The organism is Stenotrophomonas sp. (assembly GCF_032103445.1).
Classification (GTDB): domain Bacteria; phylum Pseudomonadota; class Gammaproteobacteria; order Xanthomonadales; family Xanthomonadaceae; genus Stenotrophomonas.
In genome coordinates, this window is the sequence record NZ_DAMDFR010000019.1 from 47,800 (window position 1) to 72,625 (window position 24,826).

General features: G+C 67.6%; 26 protein-coding genes. 23 read left to right on the top strand and 3 right to left on the bottom strand.

The genetic code is table 11. The features are described from left to right. Positions 1 to 36 precede the first annotated feature (36 nt). Positions 37 to 645: a hypothetical protein gene (locus RT551_RS09345; protein WP_313457849.1), complete on the bottom strand. Its 609-nt coding sequence runs from the start codon at positions 643 to 645 to the stop codon at positions 37 to 39. Positions 646 to 739: 94 nt separating this feature from the next. Continuing rightward, positions 740 to 3,106 carry a S9 family peptidase gene (locus RT551_RS09350; protein ID WP_313457852.1) on the bottom strand — a complete coding sequence of 789 codons (2,367 nt, stop codon included), beginning with the start codon at positions 3,104 to 3,106 and terminating at the stop codon, positions 740 to 742. A gap of 240 nt (positions 3,107 to 3,346) precedes the next feature. On the opposite strand from RT551_RS09350, the gene RT551_RS09355 reads away from it, so the two are divergent. Both RT551_RS09355 and cydB read left to right on the top strand, forming a co-directional pair. Beyond that, positions 3,347 to 4,744, top strand: a complete 1,398-nt coding sequence (locus RT551_RS09355) for a cytochrome ubiquinol oxidase subunit I (RefSeq protein ID WP_313457854.1) — start codon at positions 3,347 to 3,349, stop codon at positions 4,742 to 4,744. A 1-nt stretch (position 4,745) separates the two neighbouring features. Further along, entirely contained in the window at positions 4,746 to 5,759 is a 1,014-nt protein-coding gene (gene cydB / locus RT551_RS09360) for a cytochrome d ubiquinol oxidase subunit II (protein ID WP_313457857.1), read from the top strand. Between the two features lie 96 nt (positions 5,760 to 5,855). On the opposite strand, the gene RT551_RS09365 is transcribed toward cydB, so the two are convergent. Continuing rightward, positions 5,856 to 6,878 carry a pteridine-dependent deoxygenase gene (locus tag RT551_RS09365; protein ID WP_313457859.1) on the bottom strand — a complete coding sequence of 341 codons (1,023 nt, stop codon included), beginning with the start codon at positions 6,876 to 6,878 and terminating at the stop codon, positions 5,856 to 5,858. A gap of 179 nt (positions 6,879 to 7,057) precedes the next feature. On the opposite strand from RT551_RS09365, the gene RT551_RS09370 reads away from it, so the two are divergent. The 21 genes from RT551_RS09370 to RT551_RS09470 form a co-directional block, all read left to right on the top strand. Then, positions 7,058 to 7,798, top strand: a complete 741-nt coding sequence (locus RT551_RS09370; RefSeq protein ID WP_313457862.1) for a beta-ketoacyl synthase chain length factor — start codon at positions 7,058 to 7,060, stop codon at positions 7,796 to 7,798. Next, positions 7,791 to 8,594, top strand: coding sequence for a lysophospholipid acyltransferase family protein (locus tag RT551_RS09375; RefSeq protein WP_313457865.1), 804 nt, complete (start codon positions 7,791 to 7,793; stop codon positions 8,592 to 8,594). The genes RT551_RS09370 and RT551_RS09375 overlap by 8 nt, the downstream gene beginning before the upstream one ends. Further along, entirely contained in the window at positions 8,581 to 8,841 is a 261-nt protein-coding gene (locus tag RT551_RS09380) for a phosphopantetheine-binding protein (protein ID WP_313457868.1), read from the top strand. The genes RT551_RS09375 and RT551_RS09380 overlap by 14 nt, the downstream gene beginning before the upstream one ends. A 19-nt stretch (positions 8,842 to 8,860) precedes the next feature. After that, a complete protein-coding gene (locus RT551_RS09385; RefSeq protein ID WP_125360898.1) occupies positions 8,861 to 9,118 on the top strand; it encodes an acyl carrier protein in 258 nt (85 codons plus the stop codon). Between the two features lie 22 nt (positions 9,119 to 9,140). Beyond that, positions 9,141 to 9,692 (top strand): hypothetical protein, encoded by a 552-nt coding sequence (locus RT551_RS09390; RefSeq protein ID WP_282296182.1) that lies wholly within the window; start codon positions 9,141 to 9,143, stop codon positions 9,690 to 9,692. After that, entirely contained in the window at positions 9,685 to 11,373 is a 1,689-nt protein-coding gene (locus RT551_RS09395; protein ID WP_313457872.1) for an AMP-binding protein, read from the top strand. The genes RT551_RS09390 and RT551_RS09395 overlap by 8 nt, the downstream gene beginning before the upstream one ends. Further along, on the top strand, positions 11,366 to 12,127 hold the full coding sequence (locus RT551_RS09400; protein WP_313457875.1) for a glycosyltransferase family 2 protein: 762 nt from the start codon (positions 11,366 to 11,368) through the stop codon (positions 12,125 to 12,127). The genes RT551_RS09395 and RT551_RS09400 overlap by 8 nt, the downstream gene beginning before the upstream one ends. Then, positions 12,124 to 13,071, top strand: a complete 948-nt coding sequence (locus tag RT551_RS09405) for an acyltransferase (RefSeq protein WP_313457878.1) — start codon at positions 12,124 to 12,126, stop codon at positions 13,069 to 13,071. Before RT551_RS09400 ends, RT551_RS09405 begins: the two co-directional genes overlap by 4 nt. Then, positions 13,061 to 14,641 carry an aromatic amino acid ammonia-lyase gene (locus RT551_RS09410; protein WP_313457881.1) on the top strand — a complete coding sequence of 527 codons (1,581 nt, stop codon included), beginning with the start codon at positions 13,061 to 13,063 and terminating at the stop codon, positions 14,639 to 14,641. The genes RT551_RS09405 and RT551_RS09410 overlap by 11 nt, the downstream gene beginning before the upstream one ends. Next, positions 14,628 to 15,050 carry a thioesterase family protein gene (locus tag RT551_RS09415; protein WP_313457884.1) on the top strand — a complete coding sequence of 141 codons (423 nt, stop codon included), beginning with the start codon at positions 14,628 to 14,630 and terminating at the stop codon, positions 15,048 to 15,050. The genes RT551_RS09410 and RT551_RS09415 overlap by 14 nt, the downstream gene beginning before the upstream one ends. Continuing rightward, entirely contained in the window at positions 15,047 to 15,667 is a 621-nt protein-coding gene (locus RT551_RS09420; RefSeq protein WP_313457887.1) for an outer membrane lipoprotein carrier protein LolA, read from the top strand. Before RT551_RS09415 ends, RT551_RS09420 begins: the two co-directional genes overlap by 4 nt. Then, complete coding sequence (locus RT551_RS09425; RefSeq protein ID WP_313457890.1) at positions 15,660 to 18,068, top strand: MMPL family transporter; 2,409 nt, start codon at positions 15,660 to 15,662, stop codon at positions 18,066 to 18,068. The genes RT551_RS09420 and RT551_RS09425 overlap by 8 nt, the downstream gene beginning before the upstream one ends. 43 nt (positions 18,069 to 18,111) lie before the next feature. Then, positions 18,112 to 19,386 carry an NAD(P)/FAD-dependent oxidoreductase gene (locus RT551_RS09430; protein WP_313457893.1) on the top strand — a complete coding sequence of 425 codons (1,275 nt, stop codon included), beginning with the start codon at positions 18,112 to 18,114 and terminating at the stop codon, positions 19,384 to 19,386. Between the two features lie 20 nt (positions 19,387 to 19,406). Then, a complete protein-coding gene (locus RT551_RS09435; RefSeq protein ID WP_313457917.1) occupies positions 19,407 to 19,925 on the top strand; it encodes a DUF3261 domain-containing protein in 519 nt (172 codons plus the stop codon). After that, positions 19,922 to 21,106, top strand: coding sequence for a beta-ketoacyl-[acyl-carrier-protein] synthase family protein (locus RT551_RS09440; protein ID WP_313457896.1), 1,185 nt, complete (start codon positions 19,922 to 19,924; stop codon positions 21,104 to 21,106). Before RT551_RS09435 ends, RT551_RS09440 begins: the two co-directional genes overlap by 4 nt. A 2-nt stretch (positions 21,107 to 21,108) precedes the next feature. After that, positions 21,109 to 21,564: a hotdog family protein gene (locus RT551_RS09445; RefSeq protein WP_313457899.1), complete on the top strand. Its 456-nt coding sequence runs from the start codon at positions 21,109 to 21,111 to the stop codon at positions 21,562 to 21,564. After that, the gene (gene fabG, locus RT551_RS09450; RefSeq protein ID WP_282296193.1) at positions 21,561 to 22,292 is read left to right on the top strand and encodes a 3-oxoacyl-ACP reductase FabG; all 732 of its coding nucleotides are present in this window, start codon (positions 21,561 to 21,563) and stop codon (positions 22,290 to 22,292) included. The genes RT551_RS09445 and fabG overlap by 4 nt, the downstream gene beginning before the upstream one ends. After that, positions 22,292 to 23,533, top strand: coding sequence for a beta-ketoacyl-ACP synthase (locus RT551_RS09455; RefSeq protein WP_313457903.1), 1,242 nt, complete (start codon positions 22,292 to 22,294; stop codon positions 23,531 to 23,533). Before fabG ends, RT551_RS09455 begins: the two co-directional genes overlap by 1 nt. 32 nt (positions 23,534 to 23,565) lie before the next feature. Next, on the top strand, positions 23,566 to 24,045 hold the full coding sequence (locus RT551_RS09460) for an excinuclease ATPase subunit (protein WP_313457906.1): 480 nt from the start codon (positions 23,566 to 23,568) through the stop codon (positions 24,043 to 24,045). Between the two features lie 194 nt (positions 24,046 to 24,239). Beyond that, a complete protein-coding gene (locus RT551_RS09465; protein WP_313457909.1) occupies positions 24,240 to 24,509 on the top strand; it encodes a YcgL domain-containing protein in 270 nt (89 codons plus the stop codon). Then, the coding region (locus RT551_RS09470; protein WP_313457911.1) for a hypothetical protein at positions 24,502 to 24,826 on the top strand (325 nt) is incomplete at its 3' end. The genes RT551_RS09465 and RT551_RS09470, both read left to right, overlap by 8 nt.

The window sequence follows — 24,826 nt, forward strand, 5'->3', positions numbered from 1 at the left end:
CGACATTCTAGTTGAGCCGGGCTCTGCCCGGCTGCGTCACGCCTTGCCGAACCAGCGCTTCACATCCGGCCGGCCCAGCCGCACCAGCAGCCAGCCGTGCAGCACCGCGAACGCCAGTGCGGTCGCCAGTGCCATGCCGGTGTACAGGAAACGCTGCACCTGCAGTTCACGACGCAGCTCGCCCTGGTCCATGTCGTCCACCGCCGCCGGCAGGTGCAGTACCAGCTGGCGGAAGATGTCATCCACCACCCATGCGCCGTAGAAGTTCAGCAGCGCGGTCAGCACCAGCAGCACGATGAACAGCTGCAGCGCCCAGTTCAACCGGCGCAGCATGCCCCAGCAGGCGACCGCGCCGGCCACGCAGACCGCCAGCATGGCCAGGTTGATGACCACCGCGTGCCGCCCGAACCAGCGCAGCGAAGGCGGCATCCAGGACAGGTCAGTTTCGGCGATGAACCGCTGCAGGTCGTCCCACTGATGCAGGAACAGGGCCACCAGCGCGCCACCGGCCCAGCAGACCGCCGAGATGATGCACACCACCAGGATCGACTTGGCCAGGGGTGAAAGGAACTTGGGAGCCCCATCGGGCGTATGCGTGGCGCGCGGGGCCACCTTGGGCTGCAGCGGGGGCGGAACAGTCGACATCCGGTGTCCTGGGGTCAGCGGGGGAAGGGCAGGCCCAAAAGCCTGCGGCCGCACAGGGCGGCCGCAGACAGGATAAGGCAATGGACGCCCGTGATTATTTCAGCGTGGTCTCGAACAGCTTCAGGATCCGCTTGTACTGGTCCAGCCAGGAGTCGGCACGCACGTAGCCGTGGCGTTCCAGCGGGTAGGGCGCAATGCTCCAGTTGTCCTTGTGCAGCTCGATCAGCTTCTGGGTCAGGTTCACCGAGTCCTGGAAGAACACGTTGTCATCCATCATCCCGTGGGCGATCAGCAGGTTGTCCTGCAGGCCCTCGGCGTACTCGATCGGCGACGACTTGCGGTACGCCTCCGGGTCGATGTCGGGGGTGTTGAGGATGTTGGACGTGTAGCCGTGGTTGTATTGGTGCCAGTCCACCACCGGGCGCAGCGCGGCACCGGCCTTGAAGGTGCCCGGGGCACGGAACAGCGCCATGAAGGTCATGAAGCCGCCGTACGAACCGCCGTAGATGCCGGCGTGGTCACGGTCGCCCTGCTGGTTGGCCACCAGCCATTCCAGCCCGTCCTGGTAATCCTCCAGCTCCGGGTGGCCCATGTTGCGGTAGATGGCGGTGCGCCAGTCGCGGCCATAGCCCTCGCTGCCGCGGTAGTCCATGTCCAGCACCACGTAGCCCTTCTGCACCAGCAGGTTGTGGAACATCTGCTCGCGGAAGTAGGCCGGGTAGCGCTGGTGCACGTTCTGCAGGTAGCCGGCACCGTGCACGAACATGGCGATCGGGTACTTCCTGCCGGGTTCCAGCTTCTCCGGGCCGTAGTACTTGGCCCAGACCACGCCCGCACCGTGCTTCGACGGCACCTGCACCAGCTTGGGCTGGATCCACTCACGCGCCTTGAACCCGGCGCTGCGGGTGTCGGTCAGCACCTTGGCCTGGCCACCGGCGGTCGGCACCACCGCCAGCTGCGCCGGCAGGTAGGCACCGGAGTAGCGGACCAGCAGCTGGCTGCCGTCCGGCGACAGCGAGAAGTCTTCCACACCGTTGAGGCTGGTCAGCTCGCGCACCTGGCGGCTGGCGGTGTCCACCGCGCACACCTCGTAGTCACCCGGGCTCTGCTGGTTGCACAGCACGTAGAAGCCACGGCCGTCGGCGCTGGGCACCGGCATCGAGGTCTCCCACTTGCCGCTGGTCAGCGCCTGCGGCTTGGCCGTGCCCTGCTGGGTGTACAGGTGCGAATAGCCGGACTCTTCCGACAGCAGCCACAGCGTCTTGTTGTCGCTGGACCAGCCGAAGTCGTTGAAGCCCCAGTTGATCCAGGCCGCGTCAGTCAGACGGTGCCGATTGACCAGCTTGGCGTCGGCCGGGTTCAGGCTGGCGATCCAGCGGTCCTTGTTGTCATTGGCACGCAGCATGATCGCGGCCTGCTGGCCGTCGGCGCTCCAGCGCACGCCCGGCGCGCCGGGGCCGCCCAGCACCTGCAGCGAGCGGTTGCCCTTCAGCGCGTCCTTGCCGGCGGCCTTGCGCAGCGCGGCCAGCGGGTCGGTGCCGATGCCCGGCAGGCCATCCAGCGACAGCGGCTTGACCGTGCCGGCCACGGTGTCGACCAGCCACAGGCTGTTCGGCTCGGGGTCGTTGCGGCCGACGCGGGTGCGGGTGTCCTCGAACTCCTCGTAGCCCGATTCGGTCACGTACTTGGGCATCTTGCCGCCGCGGCCTTCGTCGAAGCTCTTCGGCTTGGTCACCACCACCAAGCTGCGCAGGTCCGGCGACAGCGCGCTGTCGACGATCTCCACGTCCGCGCCCAGGTACACCGGGCCCGGCGCGCGGGTGCTGTCAGCCTTGCGCCAGCTGGCTTCCTGCGCCTTCAGCGCGTCGCGCTGGGCGCGGTCATTGCGCAGCGTGGCCAGGGTGCGCAGCTGCTGCTCGCGCAGCACGTCGGCCTTGGGTGCATCGTCGGGGTTCTTTTCGGCCTTGAGGCTGGCCACCTGCTGCACGCCAGCCGCGGCGGTCCAGTGGAACCAGTTCTGGCCGGTGCGCCAGATCACCCCGCCGTCGCGGGCGAAGCCCACGTTGCTGGACTTTTCGGTGCTGCGGGTGAGCTGGGTCAGCGCGCCGCTGCGCAGGTCGCGCAGGAACACGTCGCCGTTGCGTACGAAGGCGCTGCGCTGGCGGCTGCTGTCATACACCGGGGTGTCCACGTCCAAAGTGCCGCGCTGGTCGTCGGCCACCTGCACCGCCGCGCCGCCGCTGACCGGCTGGCGGAAGGTGTCGCGCACCGGGCTGCCGTTGCGCTTGAGGGTGTATTCCACCTGCTGGCTGTTCCACGACCACCAGGCGCTTTCCACCGGCGGCCCGATCCAGTCCGGGTCGGCCATGGCCTGTTCGATGGTGATCGGCGTCGGTGCCGCGTGGGCCGTACCGCCAAGGGCGGCGAGCAGCAGCAGGGACAAGGGCAGCGTTCTGGGCATTGCGGGCAGCACCGTGAAGGAAAAAACCCCGCCAGCGTATCAGCCGCCAGAAATTCACAAGCGGGCCACAGGTAATGCCCCGCCGACGTAGAGCCACGCCCTGCGTGGCTTCGGGGGCCGTCCCCGGACGATACCCCCCTGCGACAAACTGCTGCAGCGCGTCACCGGGTCGCATGTCCCTTTCACGGAACTCCACCCAAACTGGTCTGGATTCCCCACCACCCCCGCCGGAGGCGTCCCGTGGACGCGTTGTTGTTGTCGCGGATCCAGTTCGGATTCGTCATCAGTTTCCATGTGCTGTTCCCCGCCTTCACCATCGGCACCGCCAGCTGGCTGGCCTTCGTCGAAGGCCAATGGCTGCGTACCGGCAAGCCGGTCTGGCGCGAGCTGTACTTCTTCTGGCAGAAGATCTTCGCGGTGTCGTTCGGCATGGGCGTGGTCAGCGGCATCGTCATGGCCTTCCAGTTCGGCACCAACTGGCCGCGCCTCAGCGAAGTGGCCGGCAGCGTGATCGGCCCACTGCTCACCTATGAAGTGCTCACCGCGTTCTTCCTGGAGGCCAGCTTCCTTGGCGTCATGATGTTCGGCTGGGGCAAGGTCTCGCCGAAGCTGCATTTCTTCTCCACCTGCATGGTGGCGCTGGGCACGCTGTTCTCCACCTTCTGGATCCTGTCCTCCAACAGCTGGCTGCAGACCCCGTCGGGCTTCGAGCTCATTGACGGCATCGTGCACCCGCTGGACTGGTGGCAGGTGGTGTTCAATCCGTCCTTCCCGTACCGCCTGGCGCACATGGCGCTGGGCTCGTTCATCACCACCTGTTTCGTGATCGGCGGCATCGGCGCGTGGTACCTGCGCCGCGGCACCCATGTGGAGGCCGGGCGCACCATGCTGCTGGCAGCGGTGGCGTTTGCCGCGCTGACCGTGCCGGTGCAGATCTTCGTCGGCGACATGCACGGCCTGAACACCCTCAAGCACCAGCCGATGAAGATCGCGGCGGTGGAGGCGCACTGGCATGCCGAAGGGGAGGGCGAGGGCGTGCCGCTGGTGGTGTTCGCCGTACCCAACCAGAAAGAGGAGCGCAACGACTTCGAGATCGCCATTCCGCGCCTGGGCAGCCTGATCCTGACCCACTCGCTGGACGGCACGTTTGATCCGCTGACCTCGGTCCCGGCCAGTGAGCGGCCGCCGGTGCTGCCGGTGTTCTTCGCCTTCCGCATCATGGTCGGGCTGGGCACGCTGATGCTGTTGCTGGCCTGGGTGTCGGCCTTCCAGTGGTGGCGCGGCAAGCTGCTGAGCTCACCGTGGCTGCTGCGCGGCTGGAACTGGATGCTGCCCAGCGGCTTCATCGCGCTGGTGTCGGGCTGGTTCGTTACCGAGATGGGTCGCCAGCCCTGGGTGGTGTACGGGGTGCTGCGCACCGCCGATGCGGTCGGGCCGCAGAGCGCGTGGATGACCGCGTTGTCGCTGGGCATCTACATCGTCGGCTACGCCTTCGTGTTCGGCTGGGGCATCTGGTATCTGGTCAAGATCATCCGTACCGGGCCGAAGCCGCACGACCATCAGCCGCCCATCGAGGACGGCAGCCATACCCCGGCGCGTCCGCTGTCGGGCACCGATGAACCGCTGGAGGGCCGCTGAGATGGAAATGACAACCTGGCTGCCGGTGGCGTGGTTCGCGGTGATCGGCTTTGGCGTGCTGATGTACGTGGTGCTGGACGGCTTCGTGCTGGGCATCGGCATTCTTGCGCCGATGGCCGAAAGCGAGGAACAGCTGGATGTGATGATGAACACCGCCGCGCCGATCTGGGACGGCAACGAAACCTGGCTGGTGCTGGGCGGGGCCGGGCTGATGGCGGCGTTCCCGAAAGCCTATGCGGCGCTGCTGTCGGCGCTGTACCTGCCGGTGCTGCTGCTGGTGGTGGCGCTGGTGTTCCGTGGCGTCGCGTTTGAGTTCCGCTTCAAGGCGCACCGCTCGCGACGGCTGTGGAGCGTGGCGTTCGGGCTGGGTTCGCTGCTGGCCGCGTTTGCCCAGGGCGTGATCCTGGGCGCACTCGTGCAGGGCCTGGACCTGGTCGACGGTCGCTATGTGGGTGGGGCGTTCGGCTGGTTCAGTCCGTTCTCGATGCTGACCGGGGTGGCGGTGGTGTTCGGTTATGCCCTGCTGGGCAGCACCTGGCTGATCCTGAAGACCGAGGGGCGCGAACAGGCGGTGGCGCGCACGCTCACCCGCCCACTGATCGTGGCAGTGATTGTGTTCATGGGGCTGGTCAGCACCTGGCTGCCGTTCCTGCAGTCGCGGGTGATGGAGCGCTGGTTTGCCGACGGCAACTTCTGGTGGCTGTCGCCGGTGCCGCTGCTGACCCTCGCCGTGGCGGTGGCGCTGTGGCGTAGCGCGGTCCATCCGCGTCGCGACCTGCCGCCGTTCCTGCTGACCCTGGCGTTGTTCGTGCTGGGCTTCATCGGCCTGGTGCTGGGCATGTGGCCGTACCTGCTGCCGCCCAGCCTGACCCTGTGGCAGGCCGCCGCGCCGGCGTCCTCACTGGGCTTCAGCCTGGTCGGGCTGGTGGTGCTGCTGCCGGTGATCCTGGGGTATACGGCGTGGTCGTACCGGGTGTTCAGAGGAAAGGTGACGGCGGGCACTGGATATCATTGAATGCATGGAGCCGGCCAGCGGCCGGCACTACCTTCCTCCAGATGCATCCCGGTAGTGCCGGCCGCTGGCCGGCAACCACGCAAATGCTGCCGGAGGTCAGCCGTGCATGCCCTCGATTTCCACCAGCAGCTCGGCGCGGCAGACCTCGGCATGCAGCACCACATGGGGGGGTGACCCCGGCAGCTGCGCCATGCGTGCGGCCACCGCCGCCAGGTTGGCCGCGTCGCGCACATAGACCTTGAGCACCGATTCCGCACCCAGCTGCGCCGGCAGGTCCGGCCGTTGCTGCCGCGCGGTATCCACCAGGCTCTGCAGGTTGGTCAGCGTCTCTTCCAGCTGTTCCTGCCAGGACCCGGTGTGCTGCGAGACATGCCCGACGATCGCTGCCGTGCCCGACTGCAGCAGCGGCAGGCCGGTCACGGGTGGCGGCAGCAGCGCCCGCGAGAAACTGGGCGACTGCGGGCCGTACTGCCGCGGGTAGCGGAAGGCGCTGACCTGGCGCGGGTTCTCCAGCGGGGTGCCGGCCTCGCGCGCGCTCAGCCAATACACCTGCAGGCGGCGCACGCCATCAAAGCGGCCAATGCAGGTCGCCGCCGGCAGCGCGGCCTCGTCCAGCGAGCGCAACCCGCGTACCCGGCCCACGCAGAAGCGCCGGTAGCGCTCGGCATCGCCCTCGCCCTCGGTCACCGCATCCAGGTAGTTCCACATCCGCAGCAGGTGCGGGAAGCCGCACTTTGTAAGGAATGTACTCAACGTGGCGTAGGCATCTGCCGCGGCCGCCTCAATATCGGCACCCGGTTCTTCTATTTCGATGGCACCAAACAGCACACTGCCGTCATGCGACCAGCGCACCGTGCCGTCCACCCCGGTCTGAACCGGGGCCGCCCCCTGCCAGATCTCGATCTGCGCGGGGCCGTGCTCGTCCAGCGGTACCTGCAGCCAGCGCGGGTCTGCGCAGGCAGTAGGGGCGGTGCCGAAGCCAAACACCGCCAGCGTGTGCGGGTCGGCAAGGGCGGCATCGCGTTCATCTGCAGGGGCATAGCGGGCACGGAACGACGCGGGGGCCGGCGATGAGATCAAGGCCGGTGTGGCCGCTGCGCTGTGGATCGTGCTGCTCATTTCAGATTGTGAAAGCTGCCAGTGCTGAAGGTGTCATGATAGCGTGCGCTCCTTTGGCGGCGTGCGTTGCGCGCCGCACGATGTCGGATGACAGGTACGGATCGGCTGGAATGGGGGAGCCGACCCGTATCGCCCGTGTGGCTCGTGCTTCCAGGTGCCCATCACGAGTGTTGCTGTGAATGATTGAGTTTTCTGTTGTGGATTGGTCAGCCTGGGCACCGGGCCTGACCACGAAATCGGACTGGCAGCAGTGGGCCGCCGCGCCGCACCTGCCGGCCGGTGACGACACCCCGGCGCTGCCGGAAGTGCCGCCCATGCAGCGCCGCCGGATCGAACGGCTGGGTCGCATGGCGATCCAGGCCGCCTGCTGGTGCGAGCAGCCCGACGACGGCGGGCAGGTGCCGCTGGTGTTCGCCTCGCGCCATGGCGACGTGGCCCGTTCCATGGAACTGCTCGACACCCTGCGCCAGGACGCGGCGATGTCGCCCACGGCGTTCGGCCTGTCCGTGCACAACGCGGTGGCCGCGCTGTACTCCATCGCCCGAGGCCAGCGCGGCAACTACCTGGCCCTGGCCGGTGGGCGAGCGACGGTTGAGGCCGCCTGCGTGGAGGCCTTCGGCCTGCTCGCCGACGGAGCCGAGGAAGTGCGCGTGGTGGCCTATGAGTCGCCGCTGCCGGCGGTGTATGCCGGTTTCGCCGACGAACCCGACCCGTACTTCGCCTGGTGCTGGCGGCTGGCCCGTGCCGATCGCCCGGGGACCCGGCTGTCGCTGGGCTGGAGCGGTGCCGGTGCGGTTCCCGACTCCCCGGCCGGCGCGTTGCCGCACAGCCTGGAGCTGATGCGCTTCCTGCTGGCCGGCGACCCGGCGCTGGTGTTCCAGGCCGATGGCCAGCCGTGGATCTGGCAGCGCCATGGCTGAGCCGTTGGCTGCCCGCCTCAACCACGCCTGGCGCGTGGTCGGCACCGGTATCAGCTTCGCCGCCTTCGGGATCGGCGGGCTGCTGCTGGGCGGCCTGCTGTTCCCGCTGCTGTTCCTGGTCCGCCACCACCAGCGCCGGCGCGCCCTGGCCCGGCGGCTGGTGCAGTTCAGCTTTGCCAGTCACGTCAACCTGATGCGCTGGCTGGGGGTGATGACCTATGAAATTCACGGACATGAACGCCTTAAGCGTGACGGCCTGCTGATCCTGGCCAACCACCCCACGCTGATTGATGTGGTGCTGCTGATCTCGCAGCTGCCCAATGCCGACTGCGTGGTCAAACACGCGGTCGCCTGCAACCCGTTCATGCGCGGCCCGGTCCGCGCCGCTGGCTATGTGGCCAACAGCGACGGGGCGGGGCTGGTGGATGACTGCATCGCGGCGGTGCGCCGGGGCGGCAACCTGGTGATCTTCCCGGAAGGCACCCGGACCGTGCCGGGCCAGCCGCTGAAGCTGCAGCGGGGGGCGGCCAACATCGCCGTGCGGGGCCGGCTGGACATCACCCCGGTGCGGATAACCTGCACCCCGCCTACACTGACCAAGGGCCAGAAATGGTATCGTGTGCCATCACGTCGTTTTCACGTTCAGCTGGAAGTCGGGGAAGATATTTCGATCGCTCCCTTCCTGACCGAGGCCGGCGATTCGCCCAGGGGGGATGCCTTGGCGGCCCGGCGCGTGACCGATCACCTTGCCCACTACTTTGACTTCGCTGGAGAAACAAGCCGTGCAGGCACTTGAGCACGAGATCAAGGAATTGATCATTTCATCGCTTTCATTGGAAGACATCGCTCCGGAAGACATCGATGCCCAGGCCCCCCTGTTTGTGGAAGGGTTGGGGTTGGACTCCATCGATGCGCTTGAACTGGGTCTTGCCCTGCAGAAGAAGTATGGCGTCAGCCTGTCTGCGGATTCGGAAGAAACCCGTCGTCATTTTTCCAGCGTGCGCGCGTTGAGCGAGTTTGTCGCCGCACGCCAGCCGTCGTAACGGTGCGTCAGGATTTGCCATGACCAAGAACGAACTTTTCGACCGTATCGTCAAGATCCTCAAGGACAGCTTTGAGATCGAACCGGTGCGCATCACGCCCGAAGCCCGCCTGTACGACGACCTGGATATCGACAGCATCGATGCCGTGGACCTGATCGTGCAGCTCAAGCCGCTGCTCGGCCGCAACCTGCAGCCGGAAGCCTTCAAGTCGGTGCGTACCGTGCAGGACATCGTCGATGTGGTGCACGGGCTGATGCCCGGACAAGCGGCCGCCTGACGGTCGTCGCAGAGGTCCGGCCATGGTTCGGCTGCGTGTTGCAGCGTTTGCAGTGCTGTCGCTGGCGTACCCGCTGGTGGTGTACTTCGCGCTGGGCCGCTTCGAGCCACGCTGGATGGCGTTACTGCTGTTCGCGCTGGCCGCGCTGCGCGCGCTGACCACCCGCCAGCCGGTGTGGTGGGTGGCCGCCGCTGGCGCCGGGCTGCTGGCCCTGCTGGCCACGGCCTTCAACCAGGCCCTGCCGCTGAAGCTGTACCCGGCGCTGGTCAATGCCGTGATGCTGGTGATCTTCGCCACCAGCCTGCGTTTCCCCCCTACCGCCGTGGAACGGCTGGCACGGCTCACCGAGCCGGAACTGCCGCCGTTCGCCGTCGTCTATACCCGCCGCGTCACCCAGGTGTGGTGCGGCTTTTTTGTCTTGAACGGGGCGCTTGCCCTGATGACCGCGTTCTGGGCCTCCAACCAGGTCTGGGCGCTCTACAACGGATTGTTGGCGTACGTGATGATGGGTGTCCTGTTTGGCGGTGAATGGCTGGTGCGGCGGCGGGTGAAGGCGGCGCACGCGCATGGCTGAGTGGATCGCTTTGTCGCAGCTGGCGCTGCAGCCGCGCCCCGAGCGCATCGTCGGTATTGCCGCCGATGGCACGCCGGTGACCCACCCGCAGTTCCGCCAGCAGGTGCTGCGCTGGCAGCAGGCGTTCGCGCGTGCGCCCGGCCACGACTGGGCGCTGTATTTCGATGACACCCTGGCCTTTGCCGCGGCGCTGCTGGGTGCCTGGCACGCCGGCAAGCGCGTGGTCCTGGGCGGCGACAACCTGCCGGCCACGCTGGACGCGCTGCGCCCGCAGGTACACGGCTTCGCCGGTGACCTGCCCGCCAGCGACGCCCCGTTGCAGGCCGACGCCGAGCCCGCCGCCAACCTCGCGCTCCAACCGCTGGATGTCGCTGAACTGGAACTGGTGGTGTTCACCTCCGGCAGCACCGGTGCACCCACCGCCATCCACAAGCGCCTGCACCAGCTCACCGCTGAAGTCGACGCGCTGCAGGCCGCCTTCGGCGCACGGCTGGACGGCGCGCAGGTGCATGGCACGGTCTCGCACCAGCACATCTATGGCCTGCTGTTCCGCGTGCTGTGGCCGCTGTCGGCAGGCCGCGTGATCCAGCCGCGCCGCTTCTTCCATGAAGACTTGGTCACCGCGCTGGCGCAGCACGACGCGCTGCTGGTGGCGACGCCGGCGCACCTCAAGCGTCTGCCGGAGCAGCTGGACTGGCAGGCCCTGGGTGGTCGCCTGCGCGCGGTGTTTTCGTCCGGCGGTCCGCTGCCCAGCGATGCTGCCCTGCAGGCGCGCGCGCTGCTCGGCGTGGCCCCGACCGAGGTGTTCGGCAGCAGCGAGACCGGCGGCATTGCCTGGCGCCAGTGGAGCGCCGAGCAGCCGCAATGGCATCCGCTGCCGGGCGTGGAATGGCAGATCCAGGACGGCGCGCTGGCCGTGCGTTCGCCGCATCTGGCCGATAGCGACTGGTGGCAGACCCAGGACCGGGTCCAGGCCGACACCGGCAACAGCTTCCGCCTGCTGGGGCGCGCCGACCGCATCGTCAAGATCGAAGAGCGCCGGGTGTCTCTGGACGCGCTGGAACAGCAGCTGCGTGCCCACCCCGACGTGCAGGACGTGCGCGTGCTGGTGCTGCCGGGTGCACGCGAGCAGCTCGCTGCCGTGGTGGTGCCCAATCCGCCCGGTGCCGCGCACTGGACCGACACCCAGCGGCGTCAGCAGGCACAGCGGCTCAGTATCCATCTGGCGAGCAGCCATGATGCGGTAACCCGTCCGCGCCGTTGGCGGTTCGTCGACGAACTGCCGTTCAACGCACAGGGCAAGACCACCGCCGCCGCGCTGGCCGCGCTGTTCCGCCCGCTGATGCCGGTCGCGCAGTGGCAGCAGCGTGATGCTCAGGCGGCAACGCTGCACCTGCCGCTGGACGCCGATCTGATCGCCTTCGATGGACATTTCCCGCAGGCGAAGATTCTGCCCGGCGTGGTTCAGCTGGACTGGGCCATCCATTACGGGCGCGAAGTATTTGCCATGCCGCCGCGCTTCGCGCGCATGGACGCGCTGAAATTCCAGCATGTGGCCCGCCCCGGCGATGTGCTGCAGCTCACCCTGGGCTGGGATGCCGAGAAGTCAGTGATGAGCTTCCGCTATGTCTCCGACCATGGCGTGCATGCCAGCGGTCGGGTGGTGTTCGCGGATGCGTGACGTCGCATTTTCGCCGGTGGTGGTGATTCCGGTGTACGACCACGAGCACGCCATTGCGGCGGTGGTGCAGGGCGTGCTGGCCAGCGGCCTGCCGTGCCTGCTGGTGGATGACGGTTCGCACGATGGCTGCGCGCAGGCACTGCGTGCGCTGGCCGCACAGTATCCGGAACAGGTCACCCTGCATCGACTGGAGATCAACCAGGGCAAGGGCGGGGCGATGCTGGCCGGCTTTGAACAGGCCCACCGGCGCGGCTACTCGCATGTGCTGCAGATCGATGCCGACGGCCAGCACACCACCGACGACATTCCGGTATTCGTGGCCTTGGCCGAGGCGCATCCAGATGCGGTCATCTGCGGCATTCCCGCCTATGACGCCAGCGTGCCGAAGGCGCGCCTGTATGGCCGTTACGCCACCCATATCTGGGTCTGGATCAACACCCTGTCACTGCAGATCCGGGATTCCATGTGTGGGTTCCGGGTCTATCCGCTGGCACCGGTCAAGAGGCTGGCCGTGGAGGAAACCATCGGCCGGCGCATGGATTTCGATACCGAAGTCCTGGTCCGGCTGTTCTGGCGCGGCGTGCAGGTGATCAGCCAACCCACCCGCGTCACCTATCCCAGCGACGGCGTGTCCCACTTCGATGTGTGGCGTGACAACGTGCGCATCAGCTGCATGCACACCCGGTTGTTCTTCGGCATGTTGCCGCGTGCACCGCGCCTGCTGTGGCGGCGGCTGGCAGGTCGCCCGGCATGAACGCCCCGGCTGACCGCGCTGCGCCGCACTGGGCCGAGCTGGGTGAAACCACCTCGGCTGCCGGCGTGCTGTTCCTGTGCGGCGTGCACCGCTGGTTCGGGCGCTGGCCGTTCCGGCTGTGCGTGTACCCGGTGGTGCTGTGCCACTGGTTGTCCAATGCGGTGGCGCGGCGTTCCTCGCTGCAGTACCTGCAGCGCCTGCAGGCGCACGCCGGCGTGCTCGGCCGTGCGCCCGGCCGCTGGCACAGCCTGAAGCACTTCGCCAGCTTCGCCGACACCCTGCTGGACAAGCTGCTGGGCCTTGGTGGCCGTTACCCGCCCGAGCGCATCCACCTGCAACGCGACCTGATGCTGGAGAAGATCGCGCGCCGCGAAGGGGGGCTGATTCTCACCGCGCACATCGGCTGCCTCGAACTGTGCCAGGTCCTGGCCGAGCAGGTGCCGGGCTTCCACATCACCGTGCTGGTGCACACCGCGCACGCGCAGCGTTTCAATCGCCTGATGCAGCGCCTGGACCCGCTGGCCCAGGTCGAGCTGATGCAGGTCACCGACATGGGGCCGGCCACCGCCGTGGAGCTGCAGCGCCGTGTGGATGCTGGCGGCTTCGTGGCCATCGTCGGCGATCGCGTGCCCCTGCGTGGCGGCCGCACCGTGCCGGCCTCGTTCCTGGGCCACACCGCGCAGTTCCCGATCGGGGCCTACGTGCTGGCCGCCGCACTGGCCTGCCCGGTGTACACCATGGCCTGCCTGCACGAAGGCGAAGGCTATCGGGTGCGCTTCGAGCACTTCAGTGACCGTATCGTGCTGCCGCGCGGTTCGCGCGATGCCGCACTGACGGCCCAGGCCGAACAGTTCGCCGCATGGCTGGAGACCCAGGTCATCCAGGCTCCCTTTGATTGGTTCAACTTCTTCCCCTTCTGGGATCAGGCATCGCATGGAAAGTAACGCCCAACTCGACCACTCCCGCCGCAACGCGGACCGCCCGACCCTGCGCTTCGGCGATGCGCCGCTGTGCATTGAAGACGTGGTGGCGTTGTCGCGCCGCCAGGCCGATGCGATGGTCAGCGACACGCCCGAGTTCGTGGAACGCATCCAGCGCGGCGCGGACTTCCTCGACCGCCTGCTGCGCGAAGACGGCGTCATCTACGGCGTCACCACCGGTTACGGTGACTCGTGCACGGTGAACATTCCGCCGGCGCTGGTGGCCGAGCTGCCGCATCACCTGTTCACCTACCATGGCTGTGGCCTGGGCCGGTATCTGGACGAAACCGAAACCCGTGCCGTGGTAGCTGCACGCCTGGCGTCGCTGGTGCGTGGCATGTCGGGCGTGAGCCATCCGCTGCTGCAGGGCCTGGCCACGCTGCTGCGCCACGACGTGCTGCCGCTGATTCCGGCCGAGGGCTCGGTCGGGGCCAGTGGTGACCTCACCCCGCTGTCGTACGTCGCTGCCGTGCTGTGTGGCGAGCGCGAGGTGATGTACCAGGGCGCGCGCCGCCCGGCGGCCGAGGTGCTGGCCGAGATCGGCATGACTCCGCTGCGGCTGCGTCCCAAGGAAGGCCTGGCGATCATGAACGGCACTGCGGTGATGACCGCGCTGGCATGCCTGGCCTATGACCGTGCGGATTACCTGACCAGGCTGGCCACCCGCCTGACCGCCTTCAACGTGCTGGCCAGCGACGGCAACGCGCACCACTTCGATGAAATGCTGTTCGCGGCCAAGCCGCACCCGGGCCAGATGCAGATCGCCGCGCGCCTGCGCCAGGACCTGCACAGCGACCGTCCGCCGCGCAACGAACAGCGCCTGCAGGACCGTTACTCGCTGCGCTGCGCACCCCACGTCATCGGCGTGGTGCAAGACGCGTTGCCGTTCCTGCGCCAGCTGATCGAAACCGAACTCAACAGCGCCAACGACAACCCGCTGATCGACGCCGACGGCGAGCGCATCCTGCATGGCGGCCACTTCTACGGTGGTCACATCGCCTTTGCCATGGACGCGCTGAAGAACACCATCGCCAACCTGGCCGACCTGCTCGACCGTCAGCTGGCGCTGGTGGTGGACGCGCGCTACAACCATGGCCTGCCGGCCAACCTGTCCGGCAGCACCGGTGAGCGCGCGCCGATCAACCATGGCCTGAAGGCGCTGCAGATCAGCGTGTCTGCCTGGACCGCCGAAGCGCTCAAGCAGACCATGCCGGCCTCGGTGTTCTCGCGTTCCACCGAGTGCCACAACCAGGACAAGGTCAGCATGGGCACCATCGCCGCGCGCGACTGCCTGCGCGTGATCGAGCTGACCGAACAGGTCGTGGCCGGCATGCTGATCGCCGCGCGCCAGGGTATCGCCCTGCGCCAGCGCAAGGGCATGAACGCCACGCTGCATGGCGAACTGGAAACGATGTACCAGGATCTTGCCGCACGTATCGCGCTGGTCGAGGAAGACCGTGCGCTGGATGGAGAACTGCGTGGCCTGCTGGAGGATATCCGCGGCCAACGCTGGAGCCTGTATGACCCTGCCTGAGCTGAGCTTTGAAGTAGCCCTGTCGCCCACCTTCCACGACTGCGATCCCATGCACGTGGTGTGGCACGGAAACTACTTCAAGTACTTCGAAGTCGCGCGCTGCGCCCTGCTGCAGCGTTACGACTACGACTACCCGCAGATGCGCGAATCCGGCTACCTGTGGCCGGTGGTGGACGCGCGGGTGAAGTACATCCGTCCGCTGCTGTACGGCCAGCAGCTGGTGGTGCGCGCCACCATCACCGAATGGGAAAACCGGTTGAAGATCGTCTATGAGATCCGCGACGCCGGCAGTGACCAGGTGCTGACCCGCGCCCACACCATCCAGGTCGCGGTCGACGCGACCACCAACGAAATGCTGTACCTGTGCCCGTCCGTGCTGTGGGACCGTCTGGGAGTGGAAGTGCAATGAAGCGTCTGTGGCGCACGCTGGGCGTGCTGATCCTGCTGTGCCTGCTTGCGCCTGCCGCACTGGCGGCCGATGTTGATCTGGTCAAGCAGCGCGTGGCCAAGGTGGGCGTGCTGCGCGGTGACTTCACCCAGGAAAAGCAGGTCACCGGCTTCAAGAACCCGCTGCGTTCGCAGGGTCGATTCGTGCTGGCCCAGGACCACGGCGTGATCTGGACCACGCTCAAGCCGTTCCCGTCGGAAGTGGTGGTCACCCGTGACCGCATTCTGAGCCGCCAGAGCGACGGCAGCACCCGCGTCGAGCTGGACGCGAAGCAGCAGCCGGCGATGCGCTCGGTCAACGCGATCATGTTCGCGCTGATGAGCGGTGATGCGCAGGCGCTGTCGGCGCAGTTCACGGTCAAGGTCGAGGCGCTGCCCAACAACGGCTGGAAAATGCAGCTGAGCCCGCGCTCGGCGATGCTGGGCAAGGTGTTCACCGGGCTCAAACTCAGCGGCGACCGTTATGTGCGCGAGGTGGAAATCACCGAAGCCAACCAGGACGTCACCCGCATCCACTTCGCCGGCATGAGCGAAACCCCGGCGGCGCTGAGCGCGGAAGAGGGCGGCAAGTTTGAATGAGTCGTTGAAGGACGCGTTCCACGAAGGCGGCCGGTTGCAGCGCCTGTGGCGCTGGCTGGCGATCACCTGGCTGCTGGTGCTGGTCGGGTTGGGCGTGCAGCAGTGGCAGCTGTGGAAGAGCGAATCGCGGATCGATACCGACATCCTCGCGCTGCTGCCGCAGGATGCACACGACCGCCTGTTGTCCGATGTCACCCGCCGCATCGCCGACGTCAACGCGCGCCAGATCGTGGTGCTGCTGGGCAGCAGCGACGCGGCCCAGACCAAGGCCGCCGAGGCGGCGTTCCGCAGCACCATCACCCCGGCTTCCCGAACGCCGACCAACACCGTAGAGCGGGGCCATGCCCCGCTGAACAACCCTGCCACGCCCGCGTTGCGTGAAGCCGGCACCATCGAAGGCTGGTTCGACCAGGCCCGCGCCTTCTACGCCCCCTACCGCGACCGCCTTCTCACTACCGAACAACGCCAGCGCCTGCAGTCCGAACCCGCCGACACCCTGGCGCAGTCCGCACTGGCCGCGCTGTACGGCCCGATGGGCGCACCGCGCCTGACCGACTGGGGCCAGGACCCACTGTCGTTGTGGCCGCAGTGGTGGCAGGAACGTGCACAGGGGGCCGGCCTGCAGATGGGCGACGACGGCCTGCTTGAAGCCGACGGAAAGCACTGGGCCATCCTGCAGTTTGAAACCACCGGCTCGGCGTTCCAGCTCGACGGCGAACGCCACATCGACCTGCTGCTCGACCAGGCCGCCGCAGCCGCCACCCGGAAGGCCCCCGGCCTGGACGTGCTGCGCGCTGGCGTGCCGCTGCACGCCGAAGCCGCCGCCGTGCAGGCCAACTGGGAGATCAACACCATCGGTTGGGGTTCGCTGGCCGCCGTGCTGCTGCTGGTGTGGCTGGCGTTCCGCTCGCTGCGCCCGATCCTGCTGGTTGGCGCGTCGCTGCTGATCGGCTGCGGCGTGGCGCTGGCGGTGACCGTGCTGGTGTTCGGCAAGGTGCACGTTCTCACTCTGGTGTTCGGCGCATCGCTGGTCGGCGTGGCCGAGGACTACGGCATCCACTGGTTCGCCTCGCGCCAGGCCGAACCGGCCGACCGGCGCTGGAAGCTGCTGCGACACCTGCTGCCCGGCCTGTGGCTGGCGCTGCTGACCAGTGCGCTGGCCTATCTCGCATTGGGTCTGGCCCCGTTCCCCGGTCTGCGTCAGATGGCGCTGTTCTCGGTGGTCGGGCTGGCCGCGGCATTCCTTACTGTGATCTTCTGGTTCCCGTGGCTGGACGGCGGCGAGATCCGCACCACCCGCTTCGCCCGCTGGCTCGGTGCCAGCCTGGAGCGTTGGCCGCGCCTGCAGGGCCGCCGCCCGGTCGGTCTGTTCCTCGGCGTGGTCGCGATCATCGCCGCGGTAGGCATGCTGCGTCTGCAGCCCAACGACGACCTGCGCAGCCTGCAGTCCTCGCCGATGTCGCTGATCAACCAGCAGATCCGCATCAGCAAGATGCTGGGCCTGCCCAGCCCCGCGCAGTTCTACCTCGTGCAGGGCGACAGCGCCGAGCAGGTGCTGCAGCGCGAAGAAGCCCTGGTGGATCGCCTGCGCGTGCTCGCCGCGAAGAAGCAGATCGGCGGCTACCGCGCGATCAGCGAGTGGCTGCCTTCAGTGCAGCGTCAGCACGCCGATGCCGCGCTCACCGGCGCGATCGAACCACGCGTGCTGGCCCAGGTCGGCGATGCGGTCGGCGAAACCCTGCCGCGTCCGGATTACGCCGCGCAGGACCTGCAGGCCCAAGCCTTCCTCGACTCGCCGGTGGCGATGCCGTTCCGCCATCTGTGGCTGGGCACGGTTGGGCAGGGCATGGCCTCGGTGGTGATGGTGGATGACCTGTCGCGTGCCGATGCGCTGACCCTGCTGGAAGCGCAGACCGAAGGTATCGACGGCGTGCGCTGGGTTGACCGCACCGCCGACTTCTCCAAGCTGCTCAAGCATTACCGCAAGCTGATGAGCGCGCTGCTGCTGGTTGGCATCGTGCTGGTGTTCGCGGTGCTGTACTGGCGCTACCGCGCGCAGGCCTGGCGGGTGTTCGCTCCAACGCTGGTCGCCGGCGCGCTCACGCTGGGCCTGCTTGGCCTGTTCGGGCAGCCGTTGCAGCTGTTCAACGTGCTGGCCTTGATGCTGCTGCTCGGCATGGGCATCGACTACGGCATCTTCCTGATCGAACACCGCGGCGACGCCAGCGCCTGGCTGGCCGTGTGCGTGGGCGCGGCCAGCACCTGGCTGTCGTTCGGCCTGCTCGGTCTGTCGGCGACGCCTGCACTACGTGCCTTCGGGCTCACCCTACTGTTCGGCATTGGTCTGGTCTGGCTGATCTCACCGCTGTTCAGGCCGCCGCCGCATGACGCTCCACACTAAGCACACACCCTTTCCTCCACGCTGCTGATCCAAGGATGTATCGATGAACGCTGCTGTGAATGACGCACCTGTTGACGCCACCGATGCGGTGGAACGTACTGAAATCCTGATCATCGGGGCCGGTCCGGCCGGTTCGGTCGCCGCCGCGATGCTGCGCAAGCAGGGCCGCCAGGTGCTGATGCTCGAGCGCCAGCAGTTCCCGCGCTTCTCCATCGGCGAAAGCCTGCTGCCGCAGAGCATGGAATACATCGAGCAGGCCGGGTTGCTGCAGGACGTTGTGCAGGCCGGCTTCCAGTACAAGAACGGCGCTGCATTCGTGCGCGGCGAGCGCAGCACCGAGTTCGATTTCCGCGAGAAGTTCTCGCCGGGTTGGGGCACCACCTACCAGGTGCAGCGCGCCGACTTCGACAACGTGCTGGCACGCGGTGCCGAGCGCATGGGCACCACCCTGCGCTTCGGCGATGAAGTGCTGTCGGTGCAGCCGGGCCGCCCGGCGCGCGTGCAGGTGCGTCGCCCCGATGGCAGCGAGTACACCATCGAAGCCGGTTTCATCCTCGACGCCAGCGGCTTTGCCCGCCTGCTGCCGCGCCTGCTGCAGCTGGAGTCGCCGTCCAATTTCCCGGTGCGTGGTGCGATCTTCTGCCACGTGCGTGACCACATTCCGGCCGACGCCGGCTTCGACCGCAACAAGATCCTGATCACCACCCATCCCGAACACGTGGACGTGTGGTACTGGACCATCCCGTTCTCCAACGGCTGCTGCTCGCTGGGCGTGGTCGCCGAGCCCAGCTTCTTCGAGAAGTACTCCGGCACCGACCTGGAAAAGCTGCAGGCCATCGTCGGCGAAGACCCCAACCTGACCCGCCTGCTGAAGAACGCCGAATGGGCGGTGCTGCCGGTGCGCACCATCACCGGCTATTCGGCCAACGTCAGCTCGCTGTGGGGCGAAGGCTATGCACTGCTCGGCAATGCCGGTGAATTCCTTGACCCGGTGTTCTCCTCGGGCGTCACCATCGCGTTCAAGTCGGCGCAGCTGGCCAGCGACTGCCTGGCACGCGAACACGCCGGCGAAACCGTGGACTGGGAAGCCGAGTTCGCGCTGCCGCTGCGCGCCGGGGTGAAGACCTTCCGCCGCTTTGTCGAAGCCTGGTACCAGGGCGGCTTCCAGAAGATCATCTACCACCCCGAACAGCAGCCCGACGTGCGCCGCATGATCTCCTCGATCCTGGCCGGCTACGCCTGGGATACCAAAAACCCGTATGTGGCCGATGACAGCGGTCGCCGACTGCGTGTGCTGGAGGAACTGTGCACCGGCTGATCCTGGCCCTGTTGCTGTGCATGGGGCTGGCCGCCTGTGCCAGCACCCGCATGCCTGCGCCCAAGGTGCAGCTGCCGACCCTGCAGCTGGCCCCGTCGGCGCTGCCGGCACCGTTGCAGCTGCAGCAGCGGCTGCAGTTCCGCTTCGGCAGCCACGAGCGCACCCTCGATGCGCTGCTGGAAGCCGACCACGACGAAGTCCGGCTGGCGGTGCAGGCCATGGGCCAGACCGGCGTGCGTATGGTCTGGGACGGCAAGCAGCTGCAGCAGACCCGTGCGCCGTGGCTGCCGCCGCAGGTACGTGGCGAGCGGGTGCTGGATGACCTTCAGTTTGCACTGTGGCCGGCCGATGCCATCCGGGCGGCGTTGCCGGCCGGCTGGACGCTGGAGGACGCCGACGGCATCCGCCGTCTGCAGCAGAACGGCCAGACCTGGCTGGAGCGCGACACCCTGCCGGATGGCCGGGTACGCCTGCGCAACCTGGCCGAAGGCTATGAACTGGTGATTGAATCGTTGGATATGGGGCAGGCAGCATTGTGAGCAGCGCGGTATTCCTGAATGAACTCGGCGTGGTCAGTGCGCTCGGCTCCGGCCATGCGCAGACCCGCGCTGGCCTGTTCGCCGACCAGCCCGGCGGCCTGCACGAGAACGACACCCTGATCGCCGGCCGCACGCTGGCGCTGGGCGAAGTGCGCACGGCACTGCCGGATCTATCGGCGCTGCCGGTGGAACTGCGCGGGCGTAACAACGCGCTGCTCGCTGCCGCGCTGGAGCAGATCCGCCCGGCGGTCGATGCCGCCGTGGCGCGCTACGGTGCCGAGCGCGTGGCGGTGATTGTCGGCACCAGCACCTCGGGCATCGGCGAGTCGGAAAACGCCCTGCGCATGCAGGCCGACGAAGGCCGCTGGCCGGATGACTTCCATTACGCGCAGCAGGAAATGGGCACCAGCGCCCGCTTCGTGCGCGAACAGATCGGCAGCAAGGGCCCGGCCTGGACCATCTCCACCGCGTGCTCCTCCAGCGCCAAGGCGCTGATGTCGGCCGCGCGCCTGCTGCGCGCCGGGGTGGTGGATGCGGTAGTGGCCGGCGGTGCCGATTCGCTGTGCCGCTTCACCGTGGCCGGGTTCAGTGCGCTGGAATCGGTCTCGGCGGCGCGCTGCAACCCGTTCTCGCGCCACCGCAACGGCATCAACATCGGCGAAGGCGCGGCGCTGTTCCTGATGACCCGTGAGCCGGGTCCGGTACGCCTGTCCGGCTGGGGCGAGTCCTCCGACGCGCACCACATGTCCGCTCCCGACCCGCAGGCCAAGGGGGCCATCGACGCCATGCAGCAGGCGCTGCAGCGTGCCGGGCTGGCTCCGGAGCAGATCGACTATGTGAACCTGCATGGCACCGCCACCGGCCACAACGACGCCATGGAAAGCCTGGCCGTCGCCACAGTGCTGGGCGGGCAGGTGCCGGCCAGTTCAACCAAGCCGCTGACCGGCCACACGCTGGGTGCCTCGGGGGCGATCGAGGCCGCGCTGTGCTGGCTGACCCTGGCGGAAAACCCGGAACAGTGCCTGCCGGCACACTTCTGGGACGGCCAGGCCGACGAGGCGCTGCCGCCGCTGGCCCTGGTCAGCCCCGGTGAGCGCGCGCAGCGACCGCTGCAGCATGTGCTGAGTCATTCGTTCGCCTTCGGCGGCAGCAATGCCGTGCTGGCCCTGGCGCGGAGCTGAGCATGTGGCTGCCTGACGACATCGACAGCGTGCTGCCGCACAAGGACAGCATGCGCCTGATCGACCGCGTGGTCGCCTGGGCTCCGGAATCGATCGCGGTGGAAGTGGACGTGCCCGCCAGCGGGCTGTTCTCGACGCCGGACGGCGTGCCGGCCTGGGTGGGAGTGGAATACATGGCGCAGGCGATTGCCGCCTGGGCCGGATGCCGCGCCCGCCAGGAAGGGCGTGAGCCCTCCATCGGCTTTCTGCTCGGAACCCGCCGCTACTCGGCGCACCGGCCGGCCTTCCCGGCCGGCGTTTGCCTGCGGGTGGAGGCAAATTGCGAGCTGATGGGCGAAAATGGACTCGGAATGTTCGCCTGCCGGATTCTGGCCGGCGATGAAGAATTGGCCGTTGCCAACGTATCGGTGTACGAACCCCTCGATGCGATGGCCTATCTGGAGAGTGGAGAGGTATGACAGGGAATTTGACCGTGCTGGTCACCGGTGCCAGCCGGGGTATCGGCCGTGCCGTGGCGCTGCGCATCGCGCGCGACGGCTTCGACGTGGTGGTGCATTGCCGCAGCCGCATTGAAGAAGCGCAGGCGGTGGCCGCGGAGATCCAGGCGCTGGGCCGACAGGCCCGCGTGCTGGCCTTCGACGTGGCCGATCGTGACGCCGCGCGCGCCGCGCTGGAAGCGGACATCGAAGCGCATGGCGCTTACTACGGCGTGGTCTGCAATGCGGGCATCGCCCGTGACGGCGCCTTCCCGGCAATGACCGCCGAAGACTGGGACGCGGTGGTGCACACCAACCTGGACAGCTTCTACAACGTGCTGCACCCGGTGGTGATGCCGATGGTGCGCCGGCGCAAGCCCGGCCGCATCGTCACCCTGTCGTCGGTGTCCGGGCTGGTCGGCAACCGCGGCCAGACCAACTACAGCGCGGCCAAGGCCGGCATCATCGGCGCGACCAAGGCGCTGGCGCTGGAACTGGCCAGCCGTGCAATCACCGTCAACTGCGTCGCCCCCGGCCTGATCGAGACCGACATGATCAACGAGGAAATCGTCGACCACGCGCTGAAGCTGATTCCCGCCGGCCGTCTTGGCCAGCCCGAGGAAGTGGCCGCCACCGTGGCCTTCCTGCTGTCCGAACCGGCCGGCTACATCACCCGCCAGGTCATTTCGGTCAACGGAGGCATGGTCTGATGAGCCGGACTGAACGTCGCGTGGTGGTGACCGGTGCCGCCGCCATCAGCCCGCTGGGGCATGACTGGCCCAGCATCCGTGCGCGCCTGCACGCCCGCGAGAATGCGGTGCAGTACATCCCCGGCTGGGAGGTCTACGACGGCCTGAACACCCGTCTGGCCGCGCCGGCAGAAGACTATGAGCTGCCGCCGCATTACAACCGCAAGACCACCCGCAGCATGGGCAAGGTCGCGGTGATGTCGGTGCGCGCCACCGAACTGGCGCTGGAAGCGGCCGGCCTGCTGGGTCATCCGATCCTGCGCAGCGGGCGCACCGGCGTGGCCTACGGCTCGTCCTCGGGCAGCCACGAGGCCACCGCCGAATTCGGGCGCATGCTCAACGAGAACACCACCGAAGGCATCAGCGCCACCACCTACCTGAAGATGATGAGCCACACCTCGCCGGTCAACATCGGCGTGTTCTTCGGGCTCACCGGGCGGGTGTACACCACCTCCAGCGCCTGCACCTCGGGCAGCCAGGGCGTCGGTGCCGGCTATGAGGCGATCCGCAGCGGCAAGCAGACGGTGATGGTCAGCGGCGGTGCCGAACAGCTCGACGCCACCGCTGCGGCGGTGTTCGACACCTTGTTCGCCACCAGTGTGAAGAACGATGCACCCAAGACCGCGCCCAGCCCGTTCGCCGCCGACCGCGACGGCCTGGTGCTGGGCGAAGGTGCCGGCACGCTGATTCTGGAAGACCTCGAGCACGCGCTGGAGCGCGGTGCGCCGATCCTCGCCGAACTGGTCGGCTACGGCACCAACAGTGACGGCCAGCATGTCACCCAGCCGACCAGCGAGACCATGGCCCAGGCCATGCGCCTGGCGCTGGAGGATGCCGGCTTGCAGCCCGAACAGATCGGTTACGTGAATGCCCATGGCACCGCCACCGACCACGGCGACATCGCCGAAACCCAGGCCACCGCGCAGGTGTTCGGGCCGAACATGCCGATCAGCTCGCTGAAGAGCTACGTCGGTCACATGCTCGGGGCCTGCGGTGCGTTTGAAGCCTGGGTCACCATCGAAATGATGCGCGAAGGCTGGTTCGCCCCGACCCTCAACCTCGACCAGGTCGACCCGCGCTGCGGCGAACTGGATTACATCCGTGGCGAAGGGCGCGTGCTGCACCCGGAGTACGTGATGAGCAACAACTTCGCCTTCGGCGGCATCAACACCTCGTTGATCTTCCGCCGCTGGCCCAACTGAAGCGTTCCCCCCAACAACAAGGAGAAAGTTGTATGCGTCGCTTTGCTTTGATGGCCGCTGTGGCCCTGTTCGCCTTTGCCAGCACCGCGCAGGCCCGTGACACCCCGGTGCACCAGTCGCTGCAGGAACTGGTGGATTCCCAGACTGCCCGCGACGCTGGCATCGACGGCAGCGTGAAGTTCTACCTCGCCGGCCAGAAGGTCAACGTGCTGCAGCGCCTGGGCGAGGATGTCACCAACAAGAAGACCAACGCCGCCAACAAGAGCGACGAAGAAGCCTGCCGCTGGGTCGCCCTGTCGGCGCTGAAGGCTCTGCAGGACGGTGCCAAGTCGCGCGGTGCCAATGCCGTGGTCGACATCGTCAGCTACTACAAGAAGAACGAGTTCAAGAGCACCACCGACTACGAATGCTATGCCGGTGCCATTCTGGCCGGTGTTGCCCTGAAGGGCACCTACGCCAAGGTGGGCGCTTCCGCCAAGCCGGCAGCCGAACCGAAGCGTCGCGCCCGTTGATGTCGCGCCGGGCTTGCCCGGCCAGCGGGGCAAGCCCCGCTCTACGCGCGGCACCTGAACACCGCCGCGACATTGATGAACCTGAATCTGACGCAGGGCGAAATTCCGGCATGCAATCACCGCGGCCGGCTTTCGCCCTTGCGTGCTTTACTCCACAATCATCGAACTATTTCCCAGGGCCACGCCCCGCGGGCATGCAAGCCTACGTCTACAAAAGCCAACGCAAGCAGGACACGTACGTCTACCTCGCCGTCCGCGATGACTTCAGCGCCGTCCCCGACGCGCTGATGGCCACGCTGGGCCCGCTGTCATTCGTGCTTGAAGTCGCCTTGACCCCCGAACGTCGTCTGGCCCTGGCCGACGTCAATGCCGTGCGCGCCAATCTGGCCGAGCGCGGCTTCCACCTGCAGATGCCACCGCCACCGGTTGCACCGGTCAAGGTCCCGCGGCGGCGTGATGACTGATCCGCGCTACCGCCGTGCCATTGCCGCCGCCTTTGCAGCCGGCGGCGTGCTGTCGCTGGGCGCGGCCTTTGGCGGCGTCGTCGCGGCGATTGCCGCCACCCTGGCGCAGCCGGCGTTTGCGCTGGGCATTTCCTGGTGGCGACGCAGCCGCACCCTGCCCAAGTCTGCCGTGCTCTGGAAGCAGGACGTGCCGGCCCTGGCCGCCCTGTGGGGCGTCGGTGCGGTGGCACTGGCCCTGCTGGTGGCCTGGCCGTTGGGTGCCCTGCACGACAGCGGCAGTCTGGCGGCGGTACTCGGCCTCAGCGTGGCGGTCAGCG